Origin of the sequence: Bradyrhizobium sp. UFLA01-814, assembly GCF_046718885.1 — a bacterium.
GTDB classification, from domain to species: Bacteria; Pseudomonadota; Alphaproteobacteria; order Rhizobiales; family Xanthobacteraceae; genus Bradyrhizobium; species Bradyrhizobium elkanii.
The window spans coordinates 1-14,975 of record NZ_JAQOSR010000193.1 but is presented as its reverse complement, the minus strand read 5'-3'; the positions used below and the strand labels follow the sequence as shown (position 1 = coordinate 14,975).

The window sequence follows — 14,975 nt, the reverse complement described above, 5'->3', positions numbered from 1 at the left end:
CTTCAAAACCTGCCTGATTGAGGCTCAGCGAGCACGCACCAGGTTGAAGAGCAAGTATGCTCACGATGCCGGCAGTACCGAAGAAGAGCACTCCCGCAATACCCATCGCCAGTCCAATGCCAGCATTTCCAGGAGATCGAGAAAGAGCAATCCAAATCACAAAGACGCCGCTCGCGGTCATTAATCCCGAGCCTAGCGTCATGAGCAACCATTTGACGCGCGACGGAACTAGGACAATTGGGCCGGGAAATCTTTCGATGATGTCTGACGGTTCTGCGGACACTTCGGCGGTCTCTGATCGCAATGCGCGCATCCTAGACGTGAAATCTGTCCGAAACACCAACAAAACGTGCAAATTTTTGAAAACTCCGAATGTCGGCAATGGGTCAAATGCGGCGGTCGAGGATCGTTGATGAGAAGTCCGGACTGCACCCAACACCGGACCAGTCAGAGGCGGCGAAGTTGGTCCACTAGGTGACATGCCCGCGGTCTGCGCCGCGTGTCCGCATTTCCTCTCGGAAGCGACATCTTAGAATTATGAGTCCACGCCCCAGGTTCAATTGCATCCGCAAAGAACCTGCGCTCCCTCTCCAGTTGCGGGGCAGGGCAATCGCATATGTCCCTTGGGCGGTTGCGCACGTACTCGGCCTCGTGGTTCGAGACGCGCCGCAAGCGGCGCTCCTCACCATGAGGGTCTACTATTGTGCCGCTAAACAAGACCTCATCCTGAGGAGCCCGCCAAAGGCGGGCGTCTCGAAGGATGGGCCGCAGGGCCGCTTCTCGCCAGATTTTTCCCAAATGCGATTGCCCTGCCGGTTGCGGGGGGAGATGCACCGAATGCCGCCAGGCCGATTCAACCAGAATTCATCGCGCCTTAGCGCAGCGAGGCGACGCTTGCATCATTTCGGAATAGTAGAAAAGTAACCCTGAGTTGCCCGACGTGTCAAGTTGCTTTTCGAACGCCGGCAGCCGCCGGCTACTTTGCATGGGGTTGTTTTCGATATTTTGGAGGCGCGCACCTGCAGCAGGGAGCACCTAAGCGGATCGCGAGCGACGGCTGTGCCGCCAGCGCCACAACAGCGCAATGAGGGCCACGAGCACGAGTCCGGCGGCCACAGCCTTGGCGGTGAACCGCCCGCCGGGCCAGTCGAACAGGCGAGTCCACAACGATGCCCCCTCGCCCTGACGCGGCAGTCGAAATGCCACCACGCTGTCGCCGATCGATGTGCCGGCCTCGGAATGGCCGCCGGCGCCGATCGCGACGTACTGCTCGCCCTTCCAGAGATAGGTCATCGGATTGGCGACGCCGGGCACCGGAAGCCGGCCGAGCCAAAGCTGTTTGCCCGACCTGGCATCGAACGCGCGCAGATAGGCATCCATCGCGCCGGTGAACACCAGGCCGCCCGCGGTGATCGCGACGCCGTTGACCAGCGGCGTGCCGGTGTTGAGCGCGATGCCGAGCGGCGCGAGATCCTCGCTGGTGCCGACCGACGCATGCCAGAGGATCTTGCCGGCCTTGAGATCGACCGCCACCGTCTCGCCCCATGGCGGCTTGTTGCAGGGCGACCCGACCGCCGACTTCGCCAGCGCCCGCGACATCGCGAACGGCGCCCCTTCCTGCTGGCCGAATTCATGACCCGGCGGCGGATTGAAGCCCTTGGCCTGGTCGCGCGGAATCAGTGTGACGATGTGCGCCGCATGACTGACATTGGCGTAGAGGATCTGATTGACCGGATCGAACGCCGCGCCGCCCCAGTTCACACCGCCGCCGGTCATCGGATAGATCACGGTGCCTTGCGTCGACGGCGGCGTGTAAAGGCCCTCATTGCGGGATTGCGCGAGCAGCGTCTCGCAAGCCGAGCTCCCGGTGCCCGGCAGCAGGCCGGCGACATCATCGGTCGTCATCCGCTGCGTCAGCAGCGGCGGCACATGGGTCGGGAACGGCTGCGTCGGCGACAGCCTCTCGCCCTCGGCGCCGTTCTGCGGCACCGCGCGCTCTTCCACCGGCCACACCGGCTTGCCGTTGTCGCGATCGAGCACGAACACAAAGCCCTGCTTGGTCGGCTGGATGACGACGTCGTGCTGACCATCGCCGGTGTCGATCCGCGCCAGCGTCGGCTGCGCCGGCAGGTCGTAGTCCCAGACGTCGTGATGCACGGTCTGGAATGCCCATGCGAGTTCGCCGGTCTCGATGCGCAGCGCGACGACGGAATTGGCGTGCTCGTCATTGCCGGGGCGCTTGCCGCCCCAGAAGTCCGGACTGGGCGAAGTCGTCGGCAGGAACACCAGGCCGCGCTCCTCGTCCACCGACATCGGCGCCCAGACATTGCTGTGGCCGGCCTCGACGCCATTGTGCACGAGCGGATCGAAGCTCCAGCGCGGCTGGCCGGTCCGCGCATCGAAGGCGCGCACCGCGCCGAGCGGCGCGTCGACCCGCCGGTTGTCGCCGATCGCGGACCCGACCACGACCACGCCGCGTCCCGTCACCGGCGCCGACGTGATCTGAAACTCGCCCGGCCATTCCAGCTTCATCCCAACGTCGATCTTGATCTCACCAGCGTTGCCGAAATCGGCGCAGGGCTTGCCGGTCCTGGCATCGAGCGCGATCAGGCGCCTGTCGTTGGTGCCGGTGAAGATGCGTGACTTGCAGGCCGCGCCCTCCGCCGCACGTTCATCCGTCCAGTGCGCGACGCCGCGGCAGACAAAGCGATTGGCCGGCCGCTGAGCCATGCTGATCTTCGGATCGAAACGCCATTTCTGCGCACCGGTGCCGGGATCGAGCGCGATCACTTCGTTGAACGGCGTGCAGAGGATCAGGCTGTCCTCGACGAACAGCGGCGTCACCTCGAACTTGGTGCGCTTCATCACCTCGGGCGGGCGAGTATCGAGATCGCCGGTGCGGAATTCCCAGCCGCGCACCAGCGTGTCGACATTGTCTGATGTGATCTGCGTTAGCGGCGAGAAGCGCTGTCCGCCGCGGTCGCCGCCCCAATATTCCCAGGCGCGCGCCGGCTGAGCACATAGCAGCAGCGCGGCAAGCAGGCAAAGCAGCGACCGCATCGCGTCCTCCCCCAAGATGCGATCATCAGGCGCCGCATCTCATGCGGGGAAAGCCTTTACGCGATCGGCGCGTCAGTATCCACCCCGGCGATAGCCGCCGCCGTAGTTGCCGCGATAACCACCGCCGCCACCGATGCCGATCCCGATTCCGATCGGCGGTCCGGCAGGCTCATAGACCACGGTTGGAGGCAGACGGCGCACCACCACGACGTCGTCCTCGACCACGACGCGCGGCGGGCGCTTGCCCGCGCGCCGCGGCGGATCGGGATCGGCCCGCTTTTTCACCGGCACGTTGGCCCTCTGCTGCAGCGGCTGTTGCGGCGGCGTGGCGTTGCAGGGACAGGTCGGCGCCGTCAGCGCGACGTTGGTCGCCGGCACGCTGAGCGCGACGGCGGGTGCCGGATCGGGACGGTAGCGCAGCCGTTCGATCATCTTGCGCGCGGTCGCTGTCAGGTCGGTGTCAGGATATTGCGCGAGGAAGCCGCGATAGGCCGCCGCCGTGTTGGCGAGAACAGCACTATTCCACGCCACCATGCGGCGATGCCGGTCGAGCCAGTCGCGTGCCTGCAGGCCGCGTGGCGTACCGGCGAAGATCGCGGCGAAGGCTTCATAGGATTCGTCGGTGCCGTCGACAACCATCAGCTCGTTCGCGGCCTCGATCGGCTTGCCCTGCAATTCGCGCTTCCAATCGTCGACGGTGCGTTTGGCCGCGGCCGGCGGCGGCGGCGCTGCGGGCGACGCCGCAGCACCCGACATGAAACGGAAGTCGTCGGTGAGCGAGGACGAGTCCCACGGCGTCTGGCGGCCGTCGGTTGCCTTGTTCACCGCCAGGCGAACGCGCTTGAAGGTGTCCTCGATCGGGATGCCCGGCTCCTTGGCCGAGGCCAGCAACGCGGTCGTGTAGGGGCTGTTGGCGCCGCTGCCGTCCTCGGCTTCCGCGCCCGGTGAGGTCGAGAACGAGACAAACGTGCCGGGCGAGCCGACCTTGGCATCGACGATGGCCAGCCCGTGCCCCGCGGTCTTGCTGAGCTCCGGGAAAGGATTGTTGCGGCACGCATCGAGCAGCACGATGCGCATCCGGCTCGGCACCGAGGTCAAGGTATTCAGGATGTCGTTGAGCCGAACCGCCTGGATCGGGATATCGGCCTCGCGCTTCGGATCGACATCGACCGGCACCAGATAGTTCTCGCCGTCGATCTGCAGGCCATGCCCGGCATAGAACACCAGCGCCACGGTGTCGGCGCCCTTCGCGGCCACCTGGCCGGCGAAATCGCTGAGCCGCGCGCGCATCTCGTCCTGCGACAGGTCCGATGCGGCCGTGACTGCAAATCCGGCATCGGTCAGCATCTGCGAGACAGCCCTGGCGTCGTTGGCCGGATTCGGCAGCGCGGGCACCGACTTGTAGGCCGACTGCCCGATCACCAGCGCCAGCCGGTTTTCCGCCGCCGCCGGCACGGCGCCGAGCAGGATCGCTGCCGGAACGATCAGGCTGAGGAGCGAACGGCGAAGCATGGCGGCCTCCGACAATGACATCGAAGATGGGTCGGATGCCGTCAGGCCAAGGTTCATGCCGTGCGGCAATGTGCTGCCGACCGACGCCGGTTCGGGCGTCGAATAGCCGCAGAGATCTCGCGAGCCCGGCTATTTCGGCTTCTTGGCCGGATCGGCTGCCGGCTTGGTGACGCCCCAGGGATCGTATTTCTCCTTGGGCTCGGGGATCCGATCGAGCGCAGCCTTGTAGGCCTTCTCGTCGACCTTGGGCTTCTGCTCCGTCTTCGTATCGCCCCCACCGCCCCCTCGCCGGCCCTGGGCCAGCGTGGGTGTCGCGAGCAGCGCCAGAATGACGGCAGCAACCGTGAAGCGTTTCATGTCAGTCTGTCTCCCCCGCCGCCGCAGCAACATCCGGTAATACCTCTACCCCAACGATAACTTGTCGCTCGACATTTGTTGATCGACAAAGCGCCGCGCGATGCGAATTCAGCGCCACCAGGGGGGCGCAATCTTGGCGGCGGCACATTAAATTCGCTCAATGGGACAGGGACAAGTACATCTGGCGGCGCTGCTGGCCGGCGCCGCCTTCATATTGAGTGGCTGCGGGCTGGCGGACAGCCACGCGGTATGGCCGGAGGCCTTGAAGGTCAAGGCTACAGAGCCGGCCCCGCTCGAGACGCCTCCGGACGTCAAACGGCTGGTCGCGGGCAAGCTGGATTCGGTGTTCACGGCCGGTTCACAGCCGACCCATGTGCGGGTCTCCTCCCCGCTGCACGACCCGCGCGGCACCGGCTGGACCGCCTGCGTCCGCGCCGAGCTGACATCGGTGATCGGCAAGCCCCTGGGGACGCAGACCTATCGCGTCTTCATCAACGACGGCGCGATCTTCGATCGCCGGCAGGTGGAGGCCGACGACAATTGCGTGACGCAGAGTTACGAGCCGATCGAGAGCACCGTTGCGGCGGAAGCGCAGCGGAGCGCCAAACCTTGAAGCCCAGCCTTGGCGCTTGAGCCGGCGAGCCGGCCAGGCCGGCCGGGTATGCTGAACGGCCCGTTAACACGACCGCTCAAATTGCCTGATGGCCTCAACGGCATTTTCCATTTCTTACCGCTAGCGTTGCCCTGACGAACGCAAGGCCAATCGGCCTCGTGGAGTGGGGAAACAGGGACGTGGCCGATATTGCTGACCAGGCAATGATCCACCGTGCATCGCGCAGGGATGCCACGGACGATCGCACGTTGCCGCCGCTGTCGGCCGCGCCGCTCAATGCATGGCGTGCGCTTGCCGCGCGCGCGATCGAGGCCAACGGCTACTATCAGCCCGACTGGGAGTTGGCGGTCGATGCCTCCGCGCGCGGCCGCACCGGCGCGGCGCTGCTCAGCACCGCAGGCGATGCCGGGCAATTGATCGGGCTGTTGCCGGTCGTTCCGATGCGGCGGATCTACCGCATTCCCCTGCCCGCGCTGGTCGGCGCCGAACCTTATGGCACGCTGTGCACGCCGCTGCTCGACCGCGACGCCGCCGAGGAAGCGGTGGGCAAGATGCTGCGGCAGGCGCGCAATGCGGGCGCGCATGCACTGATCCTGCGCACCATGTCGCTCGAGGGCCCGGCCATGGCGGCGATCCGCGCGGTGCTGGCGCGAGACGGGTTGCAGCCGCGCATACTGAGCGCCTACCAGCGCGCCCAGCTCGATGCGACGCGCGATGCCGACGAATTGTTGCGCGACGCGCTCGGGCCTAAGAAGCTGAAGGAACTGCGCCGGCAGCACCATCGCCTGTCCGACCACGGTACGGTGCGCTTCGATGTCGCCCGCACGCCGCACGAGGTTGCGACGGCGCTCGAGACTTTCCTTGCCCTCGAAGCCGGTGGCTGGAAGGGCCAGCGCGGCACGGCGCTCAGCCAGCATGCCGGCGATGCGGCCTTCATCCGCCGCGCGACGTCGACGATGGCCGAAGCCGGCCGCTGCGAGATCATCACGCTGCATGCGGGCGACACGCCGGTCGCGGGCGGCATCGTGGTGCGCCACCAGGACCGCGCCTTCTTCTTCAAGATCGGCGTCGACGAGCGTTTTGCGAAACATTCGCCCGGCGCGCAGTTGACGCTGGAGCTGACGCGCCATCTCTGCGCCGATCCCGCGATCAATTCGGCCGATTCCACCGCGGCGCCGGGCCACCCTATGATCGACCCGATCTGGCGCGGCCGCTTCGCGATCGGCGACGTCTTGCTGCCGCTGCGGCGCCGCGATCCGCTGGTGCCGGCCATTCACGCCGCGCTGACCCTGAACAAATTCGCCTACGAAGGCGCGCGCGACGCCGTGCGCTTCATCCGCAGCCGGCGCCGCAAGCCCGGATAATGCGGTTTACCCTTTCGTAGGCATGCAGACACATCGGGAAACAAGTGGCTGCTGCCGTCAGGTTGGTGTCAGCTAGCCCGACTAGCGTTGCTGCGCGCTGGTTCTCAGACGGCGCGCGCCCTTGCTTCGAAAGCCTCATCTGATGGAAACATCGGATGAGGCTTTTTGCCCGCGCTCTCGACGTCCCGATGCCAAACGAAAAGGCCGCCTCAACCGGCCGCCTCTCTGTCTTGCGCTTGGGACAACTCGGCTCGTCGCGACGCGAATGATCGCCTCCGTCACTGCAACGGCGAGTGCGGTGCCGGCAGCATGATGGTCGAGTGCATCTCCTCGAGCACCTGCGTGCCCTTGCTCAAAAATTCCAGCCAGGCCGGATCCTTCATCGCGTTGCCGCGTGCGGCGGCGCGGGCGTTGAGATCAGGATAGGCCCAGATGTGGCAGACCTCGTTGGGCTGCCCGGCTTCGGTGGTCCAGAGACCGACGATCTTGGAGTATTTCTCGCGTTCCGGCATCACGCCGGTGATCAGATCGAGCCATTGCTTGGCGCCGCCGACCGGCTTGGCGCGATAGTTGCGGAATTCGTAGATGTTGCCCTTGGTCGCCGGCGCCACCGGCGGGATGACGGCATTGAGCAGCCGCACCTCCTGCCGCACCAGCAGCGGACGGATCACCGGAATATACTCGCCGGTCCAGCGCGGATTCTTGGCGAGCTCGGCGCGCAGCCGGGTCCGCTCGTTGAGATCGGCGTAGCTCCACATATGCATGACCTGATTGAGCGGACCGATCTCGGTGATCCAGTAGCCTTCCAGCTTGCCGAAATTGTCGGCGCGGATATCGCGCGAGATCGTGCTCGCGGCCTTCACCATCTCGCCGACGGCGCCTGGACGTACCGTGTAGGTGCGCAGCTCATAGATCATGATGGTCTCCCTGATTGTTTCCGATGGATGATGTGGGCAAACGAAAAAGCCCGGCGTGAGCCGGGCTTTCGATGTGGATTGCGGACTACTGCGCCGCCTGCGCGTTGATCTCGGCCGAGACCTGGCGGATGGCGCGGGCGAGCTGCTCGGCCGGCTGGGCACCGGACACCGCGTATTTCTGCGCAAACACGAAGGTCGGCACGCCCGAAATCCCCTTCTCGGCGGCTTCCTGGGCCTGCGCCGAGACCAGGGCGACATCTTCGTCGGTAGCAAGGCGCTTGCGCACGTCGTCGGCATCGAGCCCGACATCGCTTGCCGCCTGCACCAGCACGTTGCTGTCGGTGAGATCGCCGCCGTCGCGGAAATACAGCTCCATCAGCCGTTGCTTCATCTCAGCCGCCTTGCCCCTGGCCTCGGCCCAGTGGATCAGGCGATGGCAGTCGATCGTGTTGGGCTGCCGCTTGACGAGCTCGGGATGGTAGGTGAGCCCCTCCTCATTGGCGGCGGCGACCACGCGGCCGGCAATGCCCTTGTAGGCCTCGACCGAGCCGAACTTGGCGGTGAGATATTCCTCGCGGCTGATGCCCTCGCGCGGCACCCAATTGTTGAGGAAGAACGGCCGCCAATGCACCTCGACCGGCACATCGGGCACCAGCTTGAGCGCATCCTCGATGCGATGCTTGCCGATATAGCACCAGGGGCAAACGACATCGGAGACGATGTCGAGGCGAAGCGGCTTCAGATCGCTCATGGCGGGTTCCCGGCGGAAATGGAACCCCAAAGGTAGGCCGAACGCGCCCCAAGACAAGCCGCTATTTCATACTGGCTGCCATCTGCCGCATCCGCTCGGCGGTCAGCTCATCGGCCGGGAAGAAGGTCTCCAGCGCCAGTTCCTGCAGCGTGATGTCGACCGGCGTGCCGAACACCATGGTGGTCGAGATGAAGCTCAGGATCTCGCCATTGAGGCGGAGCTTGAAGGGAAGCGCGACGTTGTTGTCGGTGGTGATCGGGGCCGACCGCGCCGGGATCGGATAGGACTTCAGGTCCTGATAGAGCTTGAGCAGCTCCGGATCGGCCGTTGCCTCGCATTGCCGATGCAGCCGCTCCAGTAGATGCGCGGCCCATTCCGCGAGGTTCACGGTGCGCGGCGCGAGGCCCTCGGGGTGGAAGGCAAGCCGCAGGATATTGAAGGGCTGGCCGAGCAGCCGCTGCGGCACGCCCTCGAGCAGCGGCGCCACCATGCGGTTGGCGGAGACCAGATTCCAGTGCCGGTCATAGGCCAGCGCCGGATTGGGCTCGTGCGCCTTCAGCACCAGGTTGATGGCCTCGCGCGCCGATTTCAGCGCCGGATCATCCAGCGAGCGTTGCGGGAATGCGGGCGCGAAACCCGCGGCGACCAGCAGCACGTTGCGTTCGCGTAGGGGCACGTCGAGGCGCTCCGCCAGTTTGAGGACCATGTCGCGCGACGGCGCCGAGCGGCCGGTCTCGACGAAGCTCAAATGCCGCGCCGAGATCTCGGCATCGACGGCAAGGTCGAGCTGGCTGAGATGACGGCGCTGCCGCCACTCGCGCAGGTGCTCGCCGATCAGGACGGGTTTTGCGGGCTCGGCCCGCGCCATGGATGCATGTGCGTTCATGGTGCAAAACCTACCATGCGGAATTCGCCCGTTCCATTACATGCGAGGTAATCGAATTGGCGCGCCGGCCGGCTCATCTTCCACGGCACAGGAGATGACCATGCTGATGCTGTCCCTTGTCCGCGCCCTCGCCGTCCTGCTGCCGCGGCTGGTGCATCTGGCCACATGGCTGCTGGCGCGCTCGCTCAACATGCCGCAGCCGCTCGTGCACGCGACCGGCGTGTTCGTGTTCGCGCAGGTCTATGCGGTGGAGATGAGGGTCGGCAAGGCGCTGTGTCCGCTCCGGCTATGGCGTCAGCTGCAGTCGCTGTTCCGCTGACCACCCCCATCCCAACCAGAGGAGACCCTGCCATGATCCATTCATCCCAGCTGCTGCGCCGCGCTTTGCTTGCCGACGCCGTGTTCAGCGGCGTATCCGCCATAGCGATGGTGCTCGACGCCGGCGCGCTGGCATCGCTGCTCGGCCTGCCGGAAGCGCTGCTGCGCGAGACCGGGCTGTTCCTGATCGCCTATACCGCGCTGGTCGGCTGGCTCGGCACGCGCATTTCGGTGCCGAAGCCGCTGGTGATGCTGGTGGTCGTCGGCAACGCGGCCTGGACGCTCGCCAGCATCGCGCTGCTGCTGTCGGGCGCGGTGTCGCCAAACCTCTTCGGGACCATCGTGATCCTCGCCCAGGCGATCGCCACCGGCGCCTTCGCCGAGCTGCAATATGTCGGGCTGCGCCGCAGCGGTGAGGCGGTCGCGGCGTAAACCGAATGCCAGACGTGACGAGCGGCCGTCGCGGCAAACGCGGCGGCTGTTTCTGTCAGCTCAGCACCACCGCGACGATCATGCCGGCAAAGGTCAGCGCCATGCCGATGATCAGCATCGGCACCAGGCTGCTGCCGGAGAACGGATCGGCCTGATCCTGATGAAACCATGCGCCGTCGATGGCGCGCGCAATCGCCTTCGCCCTGTTCCTCATTGCACTGCTCCTGCTTCGCTTCGCCTGTAACGCTCGCCGACCGCCAGCATCACGCCCTGCCCGCCGGCAACGCCCATCTCGAGGCTCGAGGCGATGCGCCGCGCGCGATCGATGAAATGCGCCGCCGCCGCGGGCGGGCACAGCTCGGCTGCGGTCGCCTCGAACAGTTCGAGCCAGCGGTCGAAATGCGCGGCGTCGATCGGCAGCGGCATATGCTTGACCATCGGCGTGCCGTGATAGCGCCCAGTCATCAGCGCGACCGAGGACCAGAACGCGCACATCTGGGCCAGATGCGGCGCCCAATTGCTGATCCTGCTCTCGAACACCGGCCCGATCATCGGGTCCTTGCGGACCTCGGCGTAGAAGGCGTGCACCAGCTGCTCGATCATGGCCTCGGTGATCCCGGTCCGCGCGACAATCCCGGCGGTGATCTGCTCGCGGCGCTCTGCTCCTGTCATGGCTCACCCTAAATATGCATTTCAAATACCTATTTAGCCTGCTATAGCTGATCCGCCAAGTGCTGATTTCGAAGGGCTTCCATGCGCCTGACATCGTTCACGGATTTTGCGCTCCGCGCCCTGATGCGGCTGGCCGGCGAGCCGGACCGGTCGTTCGCCACCAGCGAGATCGCAGCCGAGTTCGACATTTCCCGCAACCACCTCGCCAAGGTGGTGCGCGATCTTGCCGAGGCCGGCTTCATTGCCACCCAGCGAGGCGCCGGCGGCGGCTTTTCGCTGGCGCGGCCGGCGGAGACCATCACCCTCGGCGAGGTGGTGCGCGCGCTGGAAGGCGGCAGCGCGCTGGTCGAATGTTTCAGGGATGATGGCGGAGACTGCCTGCTGCTGCCGCGCTGCCGGCTAAAGGCGAAGCTTGCCGCGGCGCGCGAGGCCTTCATGCGCGAGCTCGACGGGACGACGCTCGCCGAATGCGCCTACGTGCCGCGTCCCGTCCACCATCCCGCGAGGGCATCATGACGACGATCACATTCGCGGACGGCGCGTTCGAGGTCGACGCCAATATCGTCGCCGAAGGCCTCGGCATCGCGGTTCCGCTGCTGCAGGCCGGGATGCGCTCGGGCGCAATCACGACGCGTTCGGAGCGCGGGCTCGACGCCGATCAGGGACGCCATCGCCTCACATTCTTCTCGGGGAGCAAGCGTTTCCGTCTCGTCATCGACGAGCACGGCACGATCATCCAGCGCTCGACGCTGGATTTCGGCAATTCCCCGTTGCCACGCGCGGCGCACCGGCCGAGCCGCTAGAGCGTCTTCGGGCGACGTGGGTATCAGGCGTTCAGCGCCCGAGCGGTGCCCCGCTTCGACGAGGCAGCCTTCTTGCCCGCCGTGTTGATCAGGCTGTGACCATTGAGGTGACTGCCGTTCAGCGCCGTGCCGTTGACGAGCTTGCCGTTTGCCTTGGCAGCCTTCTTCGCCTTCCGCTGCCTGGCCCGCTCCTCGGCGAGCTTCTCGGCCTTGCGCTGTGCCTTCCGCTCGGCCCTTTCCTTCAGCCGCACCCGCTCCGCCCTCGCCTCCGCGCGCTTCTTCTTGCGCTTCTTCTCGCAGGCATCGCACTTGCAGCCGATCGGCTTCAGATAGGCTTTGAAATAGTCGGTTCCGTAATCGTAATTGATTTCGTCGCCCGGCTCGATGTCCTTGATGGCGCGGATGAACACCTTGCGCTTGCGTGGGCGAACGTCGGATTCCGCGTTCGGCCTGCAGGCGTGGTTAATATAGCGCGCGACGTTCTCGCGGATCGAGCCGTCGATGGTCCAGCGGTTGGTGAGCTCGAACAGATATTTGTTCTCGATCGCGTCCTCATCCTTCTTCTTCGAGTCGAGCAATGGCCCGAAATAACGGATGATCTTGGTGCCTTTCTTGATCGGCTTGGTGGCGAAAAGGCCAAGACCGGTACGGGAACGGCCGACGCGATAGGGCTTGTTGGATGATATCGTGGACATGACGATCAAGGTTACGGCACGTAAGTGCACGCGACAGAAGTTGCGAAGCCGCCCTTCTAGGACGATTCCGCGCGCCTGTCAGGTGTTTCCCGCGTGTCTATTGAACCTTCCCCAGATTGCATATGTCAGACACAAAGTAACGTCCGGATCCCAGGTTTCCCCCGATGAAATACCTTGCTTTTGCAACAGTCGTTATGGCGCTTGCCGGTGCAAATCCTGGTCAGGCCGGCGCTGAGACGATCAGCAGCAGCTACACATCGACCGCGCCGAAGGCCTGCCGCATGATCGGCAAGCCCAGCGAGGAGGACGGCAGCACCACGAGGGTCTGTCCGGGAAAATCCGGGCTCGTGGTGCTGATCAACGAGGGCGATCTGCGCGAAGTGGTCTCGGTCGGCCGAAACCGCGAGGCAGCAGCCAGGGAACCGGCGGCGCAGGCCTGGTTCGGCCCGTTCAGTTCGACCGGCGATACGGTCGAATGGCGTGCAGCCAGCGGCAAGCCGTTTGCGATCATCCAGCCCTGGCAGATCGCCGACAACAGCGAGCAGGACAAGCGCGGTGGCCCCGTCTCGCGGGCAATGCTCGCCGTGACCCGGCTGCCGCCGGGCGATGTCTGTCACGTCGCCTATGTCGACGTCGCGGCCAATCCCAACGCCAACGCGCTGGCGCGGCAGGCCGCCGACGATTTCGCCCGCGATTTCAAATGCGGCACGGATACGGTGAAGACGGTCGGACAGAGCGGCCGGACCACGTCGCTTGTGAGGCGCTAGTGTGCTGAATGCGAAGTTCGTGCGATTTTGCGGCAGCCACTTTCACGAACTTCGCATTCATAAAGCACACTAGAATCATAAGTTTGCTAGTGTCCTTATCGAATCCGAAGTTCGCTCCGAAGGTGCGGCAAATGATGCGAACTTCGGATTCGGGACACTAGCCCACGGGCAGCACTGGTTATTGCCGCGCCGAGCGGCCCGCGGACAATCGCAGCATCGCGGTCAACAACATTTCCGCGGATGTGCCCTCGGGCGCCCGATCCAGAATCGTCTTGAGGCGTCCGTCGAGCAGCAGCATGGTGAAACCATGCACGAGCGACCAGGCGGACGCGATCGCGGCGGCCTGGTCCAGCGTAAGCTGCTCCTTGGAAATCTGCTCATGCCGGCTGGCGCCGACGCCGCGGGTCAGCCCTGCGAACGACGCCTCGGACGCCTCGTGCAGCGAGGGCCGCGAATGATCGAGCCGCTCACTGCGGAACATCAGCCCGTACATGCCGGGATGTGCCTGCGCATAGGCAACATAAGCCTTGGCGCTCGCCACGCCCTTCTCGGGCGTCGTGGCCGCCGAAGCATCCGCAGCCGCCATCGCGAGGCCAAATTGCCGGAAACCGATCGCCGCGAGTTCGCTGAGCAAACCGGTGAGATCGCCAAAATGATGCGTCGGGGCGGCGTGCGACACACCGGCCTCGCGCGCCACCGCACGCAATGTCAGTCCCGCCAATCCATCACGCTCGAGCACGCGCTCGGCGGCCTTCAACAGTGCCTCATGCAGATCGCCGTGATGATACGGCGTGTCGTTGGCGCGGCGCCGAGGGGCCGGACGAGCCGCCGCGGTTCGCGCAACCCGGCGGGTCGGGGCCCGTGCCGGGCGAGTCGCCTTGTTTTCTTTGGAGATTCTTGCCATCGGGCCCTTATATGTCGCAATTTTTACACTGTAAAGATTTTGCTTGACGATCGGCGGCGTCATCCCTACTGGTATCTTTACGATGTAAAGATCATAATGCAGGGAGATGCGGAATGCTCGACCAGGTCACATCCAATGCGGCGCGCACCAATCTGGCGCCGATCCCATTCGAAGCCGACGCGCCATTCCTGAAGATCTCGGGCGAATTGCCGCGCGAGCTGAACGGCACGCTCTATCGCAACGGCCCCAATCCGCAATTCGAGGCGCCCGGTGCGCACTGGTTCGTCGGCGACGGCATGCTGCACGCCTTCCATCTCGAGAACGGCCGCGCCAGCTACCGCAACCGCTGGGTCCGCACGCCGAAATGGCAGGCCGAGCACGATGCCGGCCGCGCGCTGTTCGGCGGCTTCGGGCGCAAGATGCCGGATACGCCGGCGACGACCACGCCCGACGGCGGCGTCGCCAACACCAACATCATCTTCCATGGCGGCCGGCTGCTCGCACTGGAGGAAGGCCATCTGCCGACCGAGATCGAGCCCGGCACGCTCAATCGCCTCGGCTATTGCGACTACAAGGGCGCGATCTCCGGCCCCTTCACCGCGCATCCCAAGATCGATCCGGTCACCGGCGAGATGGTGTTCTTCGGCTACAACGCCGCGGGCCCGCTGACGCCGGCGCTGTCGTTCGGCGCGGTGAGCTCGTCCGGCGTGGTGACGCGGTTCGAACGCTTCGAGGCGCCCTATGCCAGCATGGTGCACGACTTCATCGTCACCGAGAATCATGTGCTGTTTCCGATCCTGCCGATCACCGGCAGCATGCAGCGCGCGATGCGCGGACAGGCGCCCTATGCCTGGGAGCCGGAGAAAGGCGCCTATGTCGGCGTGATGAAGCGCAGCGGCGCGTCAAAGGACATCGTCTGGTTCC

19 protein-coding genes are annotated in these 14,975 nt (G+C 65.3%); 8 read left to right on the top strand and 11 right to left on the bottom strand.

Annotated features, from left to right (window positions below; translation table 11 throughout):
• The 4 genes from PMN64_RS36955 to PMN64_RS36940 all read right to left on the bottom strand — a co-directional run.
• On the bottom strand, positions 1-304 hold a 304-nt coding region (locus tag PMN64_RS36955; RefSeq protein WP_411784309.1), incomplete at its 3' end, for a hypothetical protein.
• A gap of 731 nt (positions 305-1,035) precedes the next feature.
• On the bottom strand, positions 1,036-3,060 hold the full coding sequence (locus PMN64_RS36950; RefSeq protein WP_411784308.1) for a pyrroloquinoline quinone-dependent dehydrogenase: 2,025 nt from the start codon (positions 3,058-3,060) through the stop codon (positions 1,036-1,038).
• 72 nt (positions 3,061-3,132) lie between these two features.
• Positions 3,133-4,572 (bottom strand): caspase domain-containing protein, encoded by a 1,440-nt coding sequence (locus tag PMN64_RS36945; RefSeq protein WP_411784307.1) that lies wholly within the window; start codon positions 4,570-4,572, stop codon positions 3,133-3,135.
• Positions 4,573-4,701: 129 nt separating this feature from the next.
• A complete protein-coding gene (locus PMN64_RS36940; RefSeq protein ID WP_016848541.1) occupies positions 4,702-4,929 on the bottom strand; it encodes a hypothetical protein in 228 nt (75 codons plus the stop codon).
• A 160-nt stretch (positions 4,930-5,089) separates the two neighbouring features.
• On the opposite strand from PMN64_RS36940, the gene PMN64_RS36935 reads away from it, so the two are divergent.
• Both PMN64_RS36935 and PMN64_RS36930 read left to right on the top strand, forming a co-directional pair.
• Positions 5,090-5,542, top strand: coding sequence for a hypothetical protein (locus tag PMN64_RS36935; RefSeq protein ID WP_411784306.1), 453 nt, complete (start codon positions 5,090-5,092; stop codon positions 5,540-5,542).
• A gap of 179 nt (positions 5,543-5,721) precedes the next feature.
• Positions 5,722-6,906 carry a GNAT family N-acetyltransferase gene (locus tag PMN64_RS36930; protein ID WP_411784305.1) on the top strand — a complete coding sequence of 395 codons (1,185 nt, stop codon included), beginning with the start codon at positions 5,722-5,724 and terminating at the stop codon, positions 6,904-6,906.
• 278 nt (positions 6,907-7,184) lie between these two features.
• On the opposite strand, the gene PMN64_RS36925 is transcribed toward PMN64_RS36930, so the two are convergent.
• From PMN64_RS36925 to PMN64_RS36915, 3 genes are all read right to left on the bottom strand, one after another.
• Positions 7,185-7,823, bottom strand: a complete 639-nt coding sequence (locus PMN64_RS36925) for an NIPSNAP family protein (RefSeq protein ID WP_035631194.1) — start codon at positions 7,821-7,823, stop codon at positions 7,185-7,187.
• Positions 7,824-7,908: 85 nt separating this feature from the next.
• A complete protein-coding gene (locus PMN64_RS36920; protein ID WP_411784304.1) occupies positions 7,909-8,574 on the bottom strand; it encodes a DsbA family oxidoreductase in 666 nt (221 codons plus the stop codon).
• 61 nt (positions 8,575-8,635) lie between these two features.
• Positions 8,636-9,460, bottom strand: a complete 825-nt coding sequence (locus PMN64_RS36915) for a helix-turn-helix domain-containing protein (RefSeq protein WP_411784303.1) — start codon at positions 9,458-9,460, stop codon at positions 8,636-8,638.
• 94 nt (positions 9,461-9,554) lie between these two features.
• On the opposite strand from PMN64_RS36915, the gene PMN64_RS36910 reads away from it, so the two are divergent.
• Complete coding sequence (locus PMN64_RS36910; protein WP_411784302.1) at positions 9,555-9,779, top strand: hypothetical protein; 225 nt, start codon at positions 9,555-9,557, stop codon at positions 9,777-9,779.
• A gap of 32 nt (positions 9,780-9,811) precedes the next feature.
• Positions 9,812-10,210, top strand: coding sequence for a hypothetical protein (locus tag PMN64_RS36905; RefSeq protein WP_411784301.1), 399 nt, complete (start codon positions 9,812-9,814; stop codon positions 10,208-10,210).
• A gap of 55 nt (positions 10,211-10,265) precedes the next feature.
• Here PMN64_RS36905 and PMN64_RS36900 read toward each other — a convergent pair whose 3' ends face one another.
• Together PMN64_RS36900 and PMN64_RS36895 are read right to left on the bottom strand one after the other, a co-directional pair.
• Positions 10,266-10,424: a hypothetical protein gene (locus PMN64_RS36900; protein WP_411784300.1), complete on the bottom strand. Its 159-nt coding sequence runs from the start codon at positions 10,422-10,424 to the stop codon at positions 10,266-10,268.
• Positions 10,421-10,882 (bottom strand): group III truncated hemoglobin, encoded by a 462-nt coding sequence (locus tag PMN64_RS36895; RefSeq protein WP_038385988.1) that lies wholly within the window; start codon positions 10,880-10,882, stop codon positions 10,421-10,423. Before PMN64_RS36895 ends, PMN64_RS36900 begins: the two co-directional genes overlap by 4 nt.
• A gap of 81 nt (positions 10,883-10,963) precedes the next feature.
• Between PMN64_RS36895 and PMN64_RS36890 the strand changes: the two genes are divergently transcribed.
• Positions 10,964-11,398 carry an RrF2 family transcriptional regulator gene (locus PMN64_RS36890; RefSeq protein WP_411784299.1) on the top strand — a complete coding sequence of 145 codons (435 nt, stop codon included), beginning with the start codon at positions 10,964-10,966 and terminating at the stop codon, positions 11,396-11,398.
• Positions 11,395-11,685, top strand: coding sequence for a DUF6522 family protein (locus tag PMN64_RS36885; protein ID WP_304496106.1), 291 nt, complete (start codon positions 11,395-11,397; stop codon positions 11,683-11,685). The genes PMN64_RS36890 and PMN64_RS36885 overlap by 4 nt, the downstream gene beginning before the upstream one ends.
• Before the next feature lie 23 nt (positions 11,686-11,708).
• On the opposite strand, the gene PMN64_RS36880 is transcribed toward PMN64_RS36885, so the two are convergent.
• Positions 11,709-12,380: an SET domain-containing protein gene (locus tag PMN64_RS36880; protein WP_411784298.1), complete on the bottom strand. Its 672-nt coding sequence runs from the start codon at positions 12,378-12,380 to the stop codon at positions 11,709-11,711.
• 164 nt (positions 12,381-12,544) lie between these two features.
• Here PMN64_RS36880 and PMN64_RS36875 point away from each other — a divergent pair, with 164 nt between their 5' ends.
• Positions 12,545-13,147 carry a hypothetical protein gene (locus PMN64_RS36875; RefSeq protein ID WP_411784297.1) on the top strand — a complete coding sequence of 201 codons (603 nt, stop codon included), beginning with the start codon at positions 12,545-12,547 and terminating at the stop codon, positions 13,145-13,147.
• 178 nt (positions 13,148-13,325) lie between these two features.
• On the opposite strand, the gene PMN64_RS36870 is transcribed toward PMN64_RS36875, so the two are convergent.
• Positions 13,326-14,051, bottom strand: a complete 726-nt coding sequence (locus PMN64_RS36870) for a TetR/AcrR family transcriptional regulator (RefSeq protein WP_411784296.1) — start codon at positions 14,049-14,051, stop codon at positions 13,326-13,328.
• A gap of 113 nt (positions 14,052-14,164) precedes the next feature.
• On the opposite strand from PMN64_RS36870, the gene PMN64_RS36865 reads away from it, so the two are divergent.
• Positions 14,165-14,975, top strand: an 811-nt coding sequence (locus PMN64_RS36865; protein ID WP_411784295.1) for a carotenoid oxygenase family protein, incomplete at its 3' end; no start/stop codon positions are given.